This window comes from Nostoc sp. (assembly GCF_036917275.1).
GTDB lineage: Bacteria > Cyanobacteriota > Cyanobacteriia > Cyanobacteriales > Nostocaceae > Nostoc.
In genome coordinates this window covers 1-13981 of the sequence record NZ_JBALDF010000045.1, presented here as the reverse complement: position 1 = coordinate 13981, position 13981 = coordinate 1, and the positions used below count along the sequence as shown (strand labels likewise).

Here is a 13981-nt window from a genome sequence, read left to right as displayed (position 1 = left end):
AAGTTTCCTTTGGTTAGTGGAGAACAATTTAATCCAAAATCTAAAATCTAAAATTCTTAACCTTTAGCCCCTATTTTCAAGTTAGTGTAGGCGTAGCCCGTCGCAGACATTGCTTCACTACCGTTAACGATCGCACTCTTGGTATAATTTCCGCAGCAAAACGCTCCATTTCTGCGGCAAAAGGCTGGAATTGCACCATGAAAGTATCAATTCCTACTTTGCTAAATTCAGCAATCCGATGGGCTACAGTTTCATAGCTACCAACCAATCCTGCTGCTGTCCAAGTTTCTAGCTGGTTGAGTTCTTGGTTGCTGGAATTGATGATATGTTGCGCGATTAAAGTTGTGGTAAATCCGCGCCTTTGGCCCAATTGGATTAAATTCTTGGCTAGTGAGTAACTAGCATCACGAGGTTCAAGAGGATGGTTCATCACACCGCAGTTGCCGTAAACGGGAATCCAAATCCCATAGCGTGGTTCAGACATAGTTTTCTAGAACCGAATGGCACTAAAATTTTATTTTTGCACTTAAAATACTACTGTAAATTTATCGTTTTACAGTATTATGCTATAATATTTGTATAGGTGAAGAGAAAAAACAAAATATATCTCCCCGCTCCCTATTTACATTTGGAGGTAAGAATGTCAGAACCACGCTACGGTATTTGGGCACCTGTTGGAGGTAATTTTGGCCCTCTCAATACACCAAATGAACCGATTGATGCTAGTTATTAACGCACGCGATCGCTAGTAAGTGCTCTCAAAAACCGAGGTAATTTAGCGCAAATAACAACTGCTGGTGCTTCGGTGACATGGGCAGAATTTCCCGCAGGCCCACTTATGCTAGAAGCAATGAACACAGAATGATTATCTGCAACCACCAAAAACAGGTAACAAAATTGATATTGGTTTGAAACATTTTGTTCAATATCAACAAACATTAGATATAATGGGCGCTCGTGACCCCCATGAATTAATGCGTTGCATAGAAGTGCATTTTATTCGAGACTGTGCAGAAATGGCAGCCAGAGCATCATTATATCGTCAAGAAACTCGTTGGGGACTTTATCATTACCGTTTAGATTACCCCGAAAAGAATGATGATGAGTGGTTTTGTCATGTCAACTTAAAGAAAGATGAGTTAGGGGAAATGGTATTGTTTAAGCGTCCTGTAGCTCCTTACATTGTGAAAGTAGATGCAGTCAAAGAAGTCTACAATGTTGCTGTTAAATGAATGTCCATTAAAATGCTCTATAAAGCAATAATTTTTGATCTCGATAATACACTGTTGAATTTTGAGATACGTGAACGCCAAGGTATTCTAGGAGCATTGAAGATTGTGCAGGATCTTTAGATTTAAATAGTTTGTTTTAAATGATTTTGAGGCATTTTTTAATATGTTTATATAATTCAATTGGTCAATAATACTCAAAAATTCGCGTTCCTGATATCCGTAATTAAAAATAACGATACTCATATTGTGTATGTTACAATTTTAGAAGATGAATATATAATTGGTTGGGCGCAGGCTTATATTTGTGAGTCAATAGTTATTCAAACTCCAGTGATTATTTTGGGATTAGTTGTAGATAAAGATTCTCGTCACAGTGGAATTAGACGTTTTTTGATGCAGCGAATTCAACAGTGGGCTTCTCTGGCTGGATGTGATAGTGTTCTGTTACGTTCTAATATTAAACGTAAAGAAGTTCACTTGTTTTATGAGAAAATTGGCTATACCAATATCAAGCAATCATTAACTTTCAATAAAAAACTGTTTTAGTGAAAAATATGCAGTTAATTAATACATTTGCCACTCACCGTCTGCTTAATCATCGTCTGTGATTTAAATATTTGAATGAATTACATCGTATGCATCTAAACAACATACAATGGTGAGATAATTCATGTAAGCTCATCCCATTTATTTTACCGTTTAGCAGTTTCAGTACAAAATTATGGAGTTATTTTATGGCTTTAATCAATCAAAGAATAGATGTTCCTGTAATCGTTGATGAATCTAAATGTTTAGAAAAATGCACAGCCTGTATTGAAGTTTGTCCCTTGGATGTATTGGCGAAAAATCCAGAAACAGGCAAAGCTTACATGAAATATGATGAGTGTTGGTTCTGTCTACCTTGTGAAAAAGAATGTCCAACCAATGCAATTACTGTGCAAATTCCCTTTTTGCTACGTTAACTATCTGTGGTAAAAATTAATGAATCATGACCTCAAACATTGGCTAGAAATGTTGCGATCGCCTGACGTAAATGACCGCTTAGTAGCTGTCAAAACCTTACAACATTTAGGCGATGACGAAACAATAGACGCTTTAATTATCGCTTTGAAAGATGAAAATATCGCTGTTCAGAAAATAGCAATATCTGCCCTTTGGGAAATTGCTAATCCTGTTGCCATCCCTGCCTTAATTGAATGCCTCGGTTCAGCAGATACAGATATTCGCACTGAAGCCGCATCAGCATTAAGCGAGTTAGTCACACAAGACGAATTGTTACTTTTACTAGATAAACTCCAAAATAATGATGTAAATATTCAATTAAATATTTTGGTGCTTTTGCGGAAGATACATGATATTCAATCTTTACCTGAAATTTTACCATTTTTAAAATCAAAAAATCCTGAGTTAAGAGAAGCAGCCATTACGACACTACGATATATCAATCAACTAGAAAAATGTCCGCAAGCTTTAAATTTAATCTTTGATCAAGAAGCAAGTGTACGTCGTGCTGCTGCTTTAACTTTGGAACATTTACAAGATGCAGAAGTGATTACAATACTTTGTCAAGCACTTACAAATGATAGTGACTGGCAAGTTCGCAGGAATGCAGCAAAATCTCTGGCTATTCATGCAAATAATCAAGCAATTTCAGCATTAGAAATAGCTTTAAATGATGAACATTGGCAAGTGCGGAAATCAGCAGCACAAGCTTTGCAAAAAATTCCAGATATTCAAGTTATGCCGAGATTAATTCAAGCATTAACAGATGAATATGCAGATGTTAGAAAAGAAGCTGCGATCGCACTTGGAAATTTAGCTCATCCCGACGTTATTAACCCCCTACAACAAGCCTTAGATGACCCTGATAAAGAAGTGTCTATCCAAGCACAACGGGCAATTCAGAAGATTCAAACAGATAAAAAAGTTGTATTGGGTTAAGTGAATTGACAATAATGATGCAATCAAAGGATAATTTCTATCAGCAACAAGTAGTCCAAATCCTCAAACAAGTTATCGAACCTACCTTAAAAAATGACATCATTAGTTTGGGAATGGTACGAAACTTACGCATAGTTGATGACTATATTTACTTACGTTTATATATTGGTTCTCATCAGCATCATTTAAACCCAGAGATTGAATCTAAATTATCATCTATATCTTGGTGTAAAAAAAGTTATATTCAAATTTGTACAATTCCCGGTGTTAAAATAACTCTTGCAGTTTCTAGTGGTAAAGGTGGTGTGGGCAAATCCACAACAGCCGTTAATCTAACCGCAGCTTTAAAATTACAAGGTGCAAAAGTAGGACTATTAGATGCTGATATTTATGGCCCCAATGTCCCTCAGATGTTGGGTTTAGGACAAGCTGATATTCAAGTGATAAATACTCCCACAGGTGATAAGTTTTTACCTCTAGAAGCTCAAGGAATAAAACTAATGTCAGTGGGTTTACTTGCAGAAGCAAATCGTCCTTTGGCATGGCGAGGGCCTGTATTGCATAAAATTATCACGCAATTTTTGCAAGATGTGGAATGGGGTGAATTAGATTATTTATTGATAGATTTACCTCCCGGTACAGGTGATGCTCAAATTACAATTATCCAAGAAAGCCCAATTTGTGGAGTCATTTTAGTGACAACTCCTCAACAAGTGGCTGTTGCAGATGTACGACGTAATATATATATGTTTCGCCAAGTGGGTGTTCCTGTCTTTGGCATCATTGAAAATATGAGTTATTTAATTTGTGGTGATTGTGGTTCACGCACACCGATTTTTGGTAGTGGTGGCGGCGAACAACTAGCCGCAGAATTACAAGCGCCTCTGCTAGGACAAATTCCCATTGATTCCCGCATTTGTAGCGGTAGTGATACTGGAAATCCGATTGCGCTCAGTAAATACGCTTCACCAGCAAAGGAGGTTTTTACACAAATAGCTACTTCATTAAATACTACTTTTACGTTATACGATAAAACTACGCAGCTTGACCAAGTTTAGTAGCTTCAGGAACTTCAATTAATTGCCCTGTTTTGACATCGTAGATATAGCCATAGATAGGAATTTCATTCGGAACTAATGGATGCAAACGAATCCGTTGTACATCTGTATAGACGCTTTTAGCTTGGTCATCAATAGTCAACCAATTGATAAACTTGCCTTCGCTTGATCCCGACCCAGATCCAATATCTGACCAACCTATTTCATCTAGCTTGGCTGTTTTGAGGCTACTAGAAAGGAAATTACTGATGATTTCATTAGTGAAGGTTTCCATCCCGCAATTAGTGTGATGAATTACAAACCATTCACGTGTACCAAGTAATTTGTAAGAAATTACTAAAGAACGAATCGCATCATCGCTAGCACGTCCTCCTGCATTGCGAATTACATGAGCATCTCCTTCAGCTAGTCCAGCAAATTTAGCTGGATAAAGTCGAGCATCCATACACGTGAGAATTGCAAACCGACGAGATGGGGGTATAGTGAGATTACCTTTCTCACCGAATTTATCAGTGTAACTAAGATTAGCTGCTAGAACTTCTTCTACAATTTGGCTCATTTTGAGTTTAGTGGACGATAAGCCTGACGGCATAGCTAACGCTTACTGCTAGATTAGCAAACCAAAAGTAAATAGACCACACCTGTCGTAGGGGCGCAGAGAGTAGGAGTTTGAGACAAGTTTTTGCTATTTATGCGGGGTAAAAGACGAATGTTCGTAGTTCGATGCTTTCTCGTGGGGGAGCGTTGACTGGGCTGGTAGGATCTTCAAAAGCTGTATGGGCTGCAAAACGTGCGTGTCCGTCTTCTGCGGAGTCGAAACATTTGATAAACAGTGCTTCGTCTCTGTGCATTTGTGGGAAGTAGAACCATTTATGTTGGGGGTTATACGTGACTCTGTATGTCTCACCGATGCGATCGCGGTACACTAAATCACCAATTACAAGGTCTGTTGATGCGATACTTTGCGCGTCACACACTGCTAAGGGTGACTCTTGGATTGGTTGTGCGATCGCTCGCCAAACATTAATGATAGCAAATCGTTGTTTTAGTAGCGCATCAATATCATCTATCCCCTGCGCTGCTAATTCCAAATGGGCGCGAGTGTAGCCCGATTTAGCGGTGAAGTCGTTGTGTACACGCTTGGCGGGTTCTTTAATATTATTCTCACCTGGCTTTGACTGACCGGCGTTACGCAGGGTGTGATCAAATATCACTACCTTAGTTCCACCTGTCACCTCTTTTAATAATTGCTCGGCTTCTAGATAGTAGACGCGGCGTACTTCGTCTTCATCGTAAAAGTTGCGGACATTAGTATTATGTCCAGTAAAGGCGAATCCTTCTCTATCTAATGAGATGTTCTCTGAGATAGAACGAGCATTGTAAATTGGCAGTTTGTGCGTATGATAAGTTGCATTTGTGCGGGGAATCCCGGCTGGCGGTTCATAAGTATAGTTAACAGGTTTTTCTGCCATTGGAATCAGGTAACTGAGGTTAGCCTCTACGGATGGCAGTTCTTGGAAAATCGGTCTGTCTAAAACTTGGTTATTTAAGCTCATAGGTCATTCCATTTTGGTTAATTTTTGGTCAATACTTAACAGTTATTACTCCCATCATTGCGCCTCTGTATCCTATTTTTGTGCTGTACCAACGGGAATCGGTTCACCGAGAACTTTGGCGAATCTTTCCAAATAGAAATCCACAGAGTTTGCTACTGCTTGGATTGAGGAGCGATCGCCTACCAGATTCCACCATGTCTGCAAACGAGGTGTTTCTGCTGGTAATGTGAATTTGCGGAAGTGTTCTAAGAGTGGTAAACGTTCAAACCAGGGATAGAAGCTGATATCAACTAGGCTAAACTGATCTCCTAATAAGTAATCACCTTTGCCTAATCCTTCTTGTTCAATATATAGAAGTGCTTCTGTGAACTCTTTTCTTCCTTGCTCTTGTTCGGTGCTATCTTTACCGCGCAGAAATTTGTTAAAAGCTGGGACAAGGCGAGTATTGGCGTAGTCTATCCAGATGCGAGCGATCGCTTTAGCTGCCAGATCGCGGGGTAATAAAGCTGGTTCGGGAAAAACCTCATCTAGATATTCATTGATAATAGCGGACTCGTAAATTTCAACATTCCCATGTTTGATAGCTGGGACTTTGCCATAGTGGGAAATCTGCGTATACCCGTCTGGTTTATTCTGTAAGTCAATTTCTATCGGGGTGAACTCAATACCTTTTTCCAGTAAGACTACACGGGTGCGTTGAGAGAAGGTAGAGGGTTTGGCAAAGTACAGTTGTATGTTGCTCATGAAATCTTTTCCTTGTAATTATCGTGACATGCAGACTATTTGAGATTGCACAACTCCAACTAAAGCAATAAGACAGAAGCAAGATGTGTTAATTAGTGCAGTTAAATAATTGACTAGCAGGTTTCTACGTCAGTTAGATGATATACTACAGCTTATCGGTCGATTTATCGTAGTTTTTATATTATACAGCCTTTATGAAAATATGCATACCTAATTATTAGTGTAACTAAATAAATATCTAGACATAATCAGGCTTGTCAAAAGAGGTATTCTTATGTACTCAAAATTTGACTCTAGTAGGCAGATCCGTCTAGTACCCGCAGGTAACACGACGTTTGAGCCTGACTTTCACTGTGCTTTTTCCAGTCAAGTCAGTATTCATAGCCATCGCGTGATTGCCCAACGCTTCCACGCGTATGAGAGCTATGAATCAATGGATGACATCAACGAAGAAGCTGTTAAGGAAGTAGAAAAATTAGCTAGAGCCAGGGTAGATTTTGGAGCATACGGCTTCACAACAGCAACATTTTACCGAGGGCGAGTTTTTGCTGAAAAATTAGAGCAACGTTTGACACAGATGGTAGGAGTACCCGTTATTGTGCCTGCTTTAGCTCTATTAGAAGCGTTAACATACCTAAAAATTAGGAAAATTTCTGTAGTCACCCCTTATCCAAAATGGAATAACCAAACGCTAAAAACGTTTTTGAGTGAAGCGTCTTTTGAAATAGTGGGGTTTAAAGGTGATGAACGCCCAAAAGAGGTAGCGAAAAATAATTACCTTTGGCATCAGTTACCCCATGAAGCCGCAGCTTTCATCAAAGAAGTATCTCACAAAGGTGCAGATGCTATTGTGTTGCCCTGTACGGCATGGAGAACATTTGAGGTGATTGAGGAATTAGAGGCAGATTTAAATATTCCTGTAGTCACAGCAAACCAAGCCACAATATGGAGTTTAGCAAGGCGTGCTTCTATTGAATCTGCACTTCGTTCGAGAGGAAAACTGTTTGCTATTTCCAGTTAATTTGCAACTTTAAATGTATTCCTTTTATTTCAAGTTTTAACGGTTTGGAAGACTGCTGGTCATAATTGTTACAAAGTAATGCTCCTAAGTGGAAGGCAAACCAAGGAAGTACTCCAGTTTTACGAAAAAACTGGGTTTAAGAAGGTTGTCAAAACTGGTTTTGTGGCTATACCAATATCTCACTGAGGTGGTATTAAGCTTTTTCGTAGCTAAATATATATAGTGCTTGACTTATGTTTTCACAAGATGTAATTTATCAATATTAGATAAAACATCGGTAAATTAATCGGTTTTTAGTATTTTGAAAAATTCTAAATAAAAAAATAGCTCAAAAACTCTCTCCTTCTCATTTATCTGTGCCTCTGTAGTAGCCTATGACAAGACGCATTCGCAAAGCGTCTATGTTTATTTTGGTAATTTATTTTTTGGAAGTCACTTAACAGAAATAAAGATATTTATTGTAAATTAGCTTGAGTTTAGAGTTAACAGTTTCTGCATACTATCAAAGATTGAAAATTTTCTGAATATTTCAGGCATTCAATTATAAATAGCAAAAATGAGAATAGTAGAGATAGAAAAAAATAAATATTGCTTTCTAACATTAATATTCATTCAGGGAATAGCGATCGCACTCTTATTCATCAATCCAACCGCATTTGCAGGCACAGTCAATCCCTGTCCCCAAGGTATGGCGATGATTTCAGGAGGAACGTTCAAAATGGGGTCTGATAATTCCAGTTTTGCGGAGGAGCGATCGCCTGGAGATGTAACGCTGACTAATTTCTGTATTGATAAATATGAGGTAACAAATGCACAATTTGGTGAATTTGTCAAAGCTACAGGATATGTGACAGTTGCAGAGCGTCCCTTATCTCAAGAACAGTTTCCCGATTTACCCGATGAGCAGCGATTACCGGGTTCGGTAGTGTTTGAGATGCCAAAACCAGGTGTCAAGGAAATTTCCTTTCTGAGTTGGTGGCATTGGACTACTGGTGCGAATTGGCAACATCCCTTTGGCCCAGACAGTGCGATTGCTAGCAAATCCAACTATCCAGTTGTTCACATAGCTTACGAAGATGCCCTAGCCTACACCAAATGGTCAGGAAAATCCTTACCCACCGAAGCTCAATGGGAATATGCCGCCCGTGGTGCCTTGGATGGTGCAACATACGCTTGGGGCAATCAATATTCTGAACATAGAGCCAACACTTGGCAAGGAATTTTTCCCTTTTTCAATACCAAAGCCGATGGTCACTTGGGAATTGCTCCCATCGGTTCTTTTGCACCCAATGGTTATGGACTCTATGACATGAGCGGCAATGTTTGGGAATGGACTACTGATTTCTTTCAAGTCGGACGCGATCGCAAATCCCATCAAGTTAATCCTATTGCCTTAAATCAAAGTTTTGATCCCAAAAAGCCAGATGAATCAAAGTTACACGTGATCAAGGGGGGATCATATCTCTGCGCTCCCAATTACTGTAGCCGCTATCGTCCGGCGGCGCGGGAGTCAGAATCACCGGATACGGGAACTACTCATATCGGGTTTCGGCTAGTTAAAAATTTGCCTTCCAGCACACTATCTTTGATGAGCAACAATAATGGCACAACTGACTGATCCTCACAAGAGAGATTCTTTGTATAGACATCTCCGAAAATTAATCCATGACCCCTCTCCAAACCTCTCCCCGAAGCGGAGAGAGGCTTTAATTTCCCCTTCCCTTGAAGGGAAGGGGGGTAGGGGGGTTAGGTCTACGCCTGAATTTAAGGTTTCTAAATCAATTCCTGAGATGTCTTATGTATCTCTCAAGTTAACTTCTGGCGCGTTCGCGCAGCGTCTCCGAAGGAGAATCGCCTTTTTGACAGCCCTGACGCTAATATTTTCTAGCCTCTTACCTCTACCTGCTTGGGCGGACTATGGTGAGAAATTACCATTACCCCAACAATCTTTTAAAGGCAAAATTGGCCTGACTTACAAAGAATCACAACCAGACTTCCCCAAACCAATTAAGGCTCCAGAAAATGCACCAAACGTCTTGCTGGTGTTGCTTGATGATGTCGGTTTTGGACAAACCAGCACCTTTGGCGGTCTGATCGATACGCCTAATTTAGACCGTCTAGCAGAAAGGGGATTGCGTTATAACCAATTCCACACTACAGCACTCTGCTCTCCTACCAGAGCCGCATTGCTCACGGGACGCAACCATCATTCTGTAAGTACAGGTGTGGTTGAGGAGTTAGCCACAGGCTACCCAGGTTATACTGCAATTTTACCTAGAAGTGCGGCAACGATCGCCGAAGTATTGCGAAACTATGGATATAACACGGCGGCCTTTGGCAAATGGCACAATACCCCAGACAATGAAACCAGTGCGGCAGGCCCATTTGATCGCTGGCCGACAGGTTTAGGTTTTGAGTACTTTTATGGATTTCTGGGCGGTGATACCAATCAATGGAGTCCGGCATTGGTAGAGAATACCCAACATATTCAAAAACCAAATCGCCCTGATTATCACCTTACCCCCGATCTAGCAGACCATGCAATTAAGTGGATTCGTACCCAACAAGCGATCGCTCCTGATAAACCCTTCTTTACCTACTTTGCCACTGGCGCAACCCATGCCCCACACCACGCGCCCAAAGAATGGATTGACAAGTACAAGGGTAAATTTGCTCAAGGTTGGGATAAATTACGCGAAGACATCTTTGCTAGTCAGCTAGCTTCGGGTATAATTCCCGCCGATACTAAACTGACTCCTCGCCCAGCCGAACTCCCGGCTTGGGATTCCCTCACTCCCACCGAGCAGAAAGTTTATGCGCGTCAGGCGGAAGTATTTGCAGGTTTCCTCAGCCATACCGATGCACAAATTGGTAGAGTCATTGACGCGATTGATCAACTTGGTGAATTAGATAACACCTTAGTCTTTTTCATCGCCGGCGATAATGGTGCGAGTGCTGAAGGCGGCTTAACAGGTAGTGTTAATGAATTAAAAGTCTTTAATGGCGTAGCAGAAAGTCCTCAAGAAGTTCTCGCGGCTTTAGATGATTTAGGTGGGCCAAAAGCCTTCAATCATTTTCATGCAGCTTGGGCTTGGGCAGTGGATAGCCCCTTCCAATGGACAAAACAAATTGCTTCTCACTTCGGCGGAACCCGCAATGGTTTAGTTGTGGCTTGGGGCGAACGCATCAAAAATCGTGGCGGACTGCGGAGCCAATTCCATCATGTAATTGATATTGCGCCTACAATTCTGGAAGCTGTGGGGATTGAAGAACCAGAGGTTGTCAACGGTGTAAAACAACAACCCATCGAAGGTACTAGCCTTGTCTATAGCTTTGATGATCCTGCTGTACCATCCCATCACAAAACCCAGTATTTTGAGATGCTTGGCAATCGTGGCATTTACGATCAAGGTTGGGTAGCAGCCGCTCGTCATGGACGCTTACCTTGGGAGCGTGTTTCCAAAACCACCTTCGATGAAGATAATTGGGAACTATACGATATTACCAAAGACTTCAGTGAAGCCAACGATTTAGCCAAGCAGAACCCTGACAAGTTAGTGGAACTACAAAATCTATTTCTGAAGGAAGCAAAGAAGTACAAAGTTCTGCCCTTGGACGATCGCTTACTTCAACGGTTTGATGTCAAAATCCGTTCCAACCTGATCACAGGACGCAACAACTTTACTTATTACACATCTGTTGCAGGGATTCCCGAAGGTAGCGCTCCCAATATTAAGAATCGCTCCTTTAGCATCACTGCCGATGTGGATGCTGCTTCATCTGGTACTGAAGGCGTTTTAGTCACCCAAGGCGGACGTTTTGCGGGTTGGAGTTTCTTCTTGAAAGAAGGTAAACCCACCTTTGCTTACAACTTCTTAAATAGCGATGTCTACGACGGGCTACGCCTACGCACAATCATTCAATCTTCTCAACCAATTGCGATCGGTAAATCCCAAATCAAATTTGACTTTACTTATGATGGTGGCGCTCCGGGAGCAGGCGGTACTGGTAAGCTCTTGATTAACGATCAGCAGGTTGCGGAAGGCCGCATTGATAAAACCATAGGCTACCGATTTGGTTTAGATGAAACCTTTGATGTTGGTCAAGATACTGGCACACCTGCGGTAGATACTTACCAAACACCCTTTGCATTCACCGGCAACTTACAGCAAGTCACCCTGGAATTGAAGTAATAGGGAGTGGGGACTGGGCATTGGTTATTCTCCTCTGCTCCTTTGCTTTTTTGTTCGCCTCTCATTGGTGTCAACTTAACGCGAAACCCTTGTAAAGACCTGATATTCAGTTTTCTCACTTCCGATCGCGATCCGTGTCACCCCACCCCTTGGTAAGGCGCTACCGTGTATACACAAGTCAAATTACCCCCCTTAATCCCCCCTTCTAAAGGGGGGAAATAAAAAATCTTGTTCCCTCCCCTTGACAAGGGGAGGGTTAGGGTGGGGTAAAACCCTGGTTAATCAGCTATTTCAGACTTGTGTGTACACCGGAGTTGCTAAGGGTAGGGGTTTGGGGCGCTAAAACGTATACTGGGTAAACATTTGAGCTTACAGTTGATACAAATGCTCGCCCCTACGCTCCTCTGCTCTTTACGTGAGAAAAAATCATGAACGAAATCTTGCCAATAATCGACAAACTCGCACTTTTCACATTTATTGTGTTCACCATGCTGGGTGCAGGGTTAAGTCTCACCATACAACAGATTTGGGAACCACTCCGCAACCTCCGCTTAGTCATATTATCGCTGCTGACAAATTTTGTGCTAGTACCGCTTTTCGTATATTTGTTACTACAAGTAGTACATTTAAGCGAGCCACTCAGAGATGGTTTATTGATCATGGCAGTGGCATCAGGGCCTCCAGCACTACCTAAACTTGCCCACATAGTCAAAGGCAATATAGCTTTCTCGGTGGGATTAATGATGTTGCTAATGCTGGGCACAATTTTTTATATGCCAATTGTATTGCCCCTAGTGGTGGAAGGTGTACAAATTAACTCCTGGGAGATTGCCAAACCCTTATTGTTAATGATGGTCAGCCCATTGATCATTGGGTTATTCATCAAAGCAAAATTGAGTGCGATCGCCCCCATTATCCAGCCGATTTTGTTCAAATTATCTAATGCTGGATTGCTTTTAGGTCTGGTTGTCAGGCTGATAGTTCACACTAACGATATCATTGGCTTATTACAAACAGGTGCAATCTTGGTTTGTGCTATTTTTATAGTCTTCTCCTTTACCGTGGGTTATCTTTTAGGCGGCCCTGGTATCGATACTCAACGAGTGCTAGGAGTAGGAACAGCTCAACGTAATTTTGCCGCAGCATTATTAGTAGCTACAAGTAATTTTGAAGATCCCAGCGTAGTCAGCATCATCATGGTAACAAGTATTTTAATGATGATTGTAGTTTTGATCGCCGGGCCAAAGTTCATAGAACTAGACCAAGGAACGGGTGTAGAGATAGAGCAGGTAGAGAGTTGAAATCCTCCCTAAGAACTGTGCTTGGCAAATATGCTAAGTCAATAGTTTTACCGTATTATGTATTAGATACATAATTAGATCAGATAAAAAACTATACGTGAGGTAGCAGATGGTTCAAATCACAAGGGAGAACTTGAGGGTATGGCAAATATTGCATTGATTGTTGGGGCTGGTAGTGGACTCAGTGCCTCACTAGCCCGTTTATTAGCAAAAGAAGGCTTTACTATTGCTTTAGTAGCGCGACAAATTGATAAGCTCAAAGCATTATCTGATGAAATTGGAGCCGTCAGTTTTACTGCCGATGCTTCTCAACTAGATGAAGTTGAACAACTATTTACAGATGTCAAACAAAAACTAGGAGTACCAACATTGGTTGTGTATAATCCTAGCTAGCGCGTTCGGGGTTCATTTGTGCAACTTGACCCAGCCGATGTTGCCAAAACACTGACTTTTGTCGCTATTTAAAATAAATCCACTATTGTTTTTATGCAAGTTGAAATAACGATCAAGAATTATCGATGTTTCCAAGACTCCAATCCAGCTAGGATAACCTTGTCTAAAGGCTTTGTTGCATTTCTAGGGACTAATAATTCAGGCAAGTCTTCTCTTCTTAAATTTTTCTATGAGTTTCGTAATCTTTTTCTAACCTTGTCTGATATTAGTGCTTGGAGTAATATAATTTCCAACCAGCAGCTAAGTTTCTCATTTCCTAGAGAAGTGTTAGATTCTCAAGAAGTATTTTGTAATACTAATAATCGCCCTCTTGAAATTGAACTTCGATTTATAGAGTCGCCTCCAACAATAAACAGTCTATCCTTTTTAAATAAAATAATTATTACTATATTAAACTCAACGAGGTTGTCGCCAACCCCGTTGGTCTTCAAAACCGTGCGTGAGACTTTCATCTCACACGGCTCCTCAATGTTTTGGTGCTT

16 protein-coding genes are annotated in these 13981 nt (G+C 40.9%); 11 read left to right on the top strand and 5 right to left on the bottom strand.

The annotated features are described in order from the left end of the window. Window positions 1-76: 76 nt before the first annotated feature. Window positions 77-484 (bottom strand): hypothetical protein, encoded by a 408-nt coding sequence (locus V7K35_RS17265; protein WP_335080446.1) that lies wholly within the window; start codon window positions 482-484, stop codon window positions 77-79. A gap of 245 nt (window positions 485-729) precedes the next feature. Further along, window positions 730-939, bottom strand: coding sequence for a hypothetical protein (locus tag V7K35_RS17260; RefSeq protein ID WP_335080445.1), 210 nt, complete (start codon window positions 937-939; stop codon window positions 730-732). A gap of 8 nt (window positions 940-947) precedes the next feature. On the opposite strand from V7K35_RS17260, the gene V7K35_RS17255 reads away from it, so the two are divergent. The 5 genes from V7K35_RS17255 (at window position 948) to V7K35_RS17235 (ending at window position 4231) form a co-directional block, all read left to right on the top strand. Further along, window positions 948-1232: a hypothetical protein gene (locus tag V7K35_RS17255; RefSeq protein WP_335080444.1), complete on the top strand. Its 285-nt coding sequence runs from the start codon at window positions 948-950 to the stop codon at window positions 1230-1232. A 180-nt stretch (window positions 1233-1412) separates the two neighbouring features. Continuing rightward, window positions 1413-1778, top strand: coding sequence for a GNAT family N-acetyltransferase (locus V7K35_RS17250; RefSeq protein WP_335080443.1), 366 nt, complete (start codon window positions 1413-1415; stop codon window positions 1776-1778). Between the two features lie 188 nt (window positions 1779-1966). Further along, window positions 1967-2194 carry a 4Fe-4S dicluster domain-containing protein gene (locus tag V7K35_RS17245; RefSeq protein ID WP_012408944.1) on the top strand — a complete coding sequence of 76 codons (228 nt, stop codon included), beginning with the start codon at window positions 1967-1969 and terminating at the stop codon, window positions 2192-2194. A 19-nt stretch (window positions 2195-2213) separates the two neighbouring features. Then, window positions 2214-3173, top strand: coding sequence for a HEAT repeat domain-containing protein (locus V7K35_RS17240; RefSeq protein ID WP_335080442.1), 960 nt, complete (start codon window positions 2214-2216; stop codon window positions 3171-3173). Window positions 3174-3187: 14 nt separating this feature from the next. Further along, window positions 3188-4231, top strand: a complete 1044-nt coding sequence (locus V7K35_RS17235; protein WP_335080441.1) for an Mrp/NBP35 family ATP-binding protein — start codon at window positions 3188-3190, stop codon at window positions 4229-4231. Here V7K35_RS17235 and V7K35_RS17230 read toward each other — a convergent pair. The 3 genes from V7K35_RS17230 to V7K35_RS17220 all read right to left on the bottom strand — a co-directional run bounded on the left by V7K35_RS17230 (window position 4209) and on the right by V7K35_RS17220 (window position 6531). Then, window positions 4209-4790: a beta-class carbonic anhydrase gene (locus tag V7K35_RS17230; RefSeq protein ID WP_335080440.1), complete on the bottom strand. Its 582-nt coding sequence runs from the start codon at window positions 4788-4790 to the stop codon at window positions 4209-4211. The two genes, V7K35_RS17235 and V7K35_RS17230, sit on opposite strands and share 23 nt — an antisense overlap. A 130-nt stretch (window positions 4791-4920) precedes the next feature. Beyond that, complete coding sequence (locus V7K35_RS17225; RefSeq protein ID WP_335080439.1) at window positions 4921-5787, bottom strand: CmcJ/NvfI family oxidoreductase; 867 nt, start codon at window positions 5785-5787, stop codon at window positions 4921-4923. A gap of 72 nt (window positions 5788-5859) precedes the next feature. Further along, on the bottom strand, window positions 5860-6531 hold the full coding sequence (locus tag V7K35_RS17220) for a glutathione S-transferase family protein (protein ID WP_335080438.1): 672 nt from the start codon (window positions 6529-6531) through the stop codon (window positions 5860-5862). Window positions 6532-6805: 274 nt separating this feature from the next. On the opposite strand from V7K35_RS17220, the gene V7K35_RS17215 reads away from it, so the two are divergent. The 6 genes from V7K35_RS17215 to V7K35_RS17190 form a co-directional block, all read left to right on the top strand. Next, on the top strand, window positions 6806-7552 hold the full coding sequence (locus tag V7K35_RS17215) for a maleate cis-trans isomerase family protein (RefSeq protein ID WP_335080437.1): 747 nt from the start codon (window positions 6806-6808) through the stop codon (window positions 7550-7552). Between the two features lie 556 nt (window positions 7553-8108). Then, window positions 8109-9170 carry a formylglycine-generating enzyme family protein gene (locus tag V7K35_RS17210; protein ID WP_335080436.1) on the top strand — a complete coding sequence of 354 codons (1062 nt, stop codon included), beginning with the start codon at window positions 8109-8111 and terminating at the stop codon, window positions 9168-9170. Between the two features lie 172 nt (window positions 9171-9342). Then, complete coding sequence (locus tag V7K35_RS17205; protein WP_335080435.1) at window positions 9343-11745, top strand: arylsulfatase; 2403 nt, start codon at window positions 9343-9345, stop codon at window positions 11743-11745. Window positions 11746-12173: 428 nt separating this feature from the next. Beyond that, complete coding sequence (locus tag V7K35_RS17200) at window positions 12174-13046, top strand: bile acid:sodium symporter family protein (RefSeq protein WP_335080434.1); 873 nt, start codon at window positions 12174-12176, stop codon at window positions 13044-13046. A gap of 141 nt (window positions 13047-13187) precedes the next feature. Then, entirely contained in the window at window positions 13188-13439 is a 252-nt protein-coding gene (locus V7K35_RS17195; protein WP_335080433.1) for an SDR family NAD(P)-dependent oxidoreductase, read from the top strand. Window positions 13440-13532: 93 nt separating this feature from the next. Further along, on the top strand, window positions 13533-13981 hold a 449-nt coding region (locus V7K35_RS17190; protein ID WP_335080432.1), incomplete at its 3' end, for an AAA family ATPase.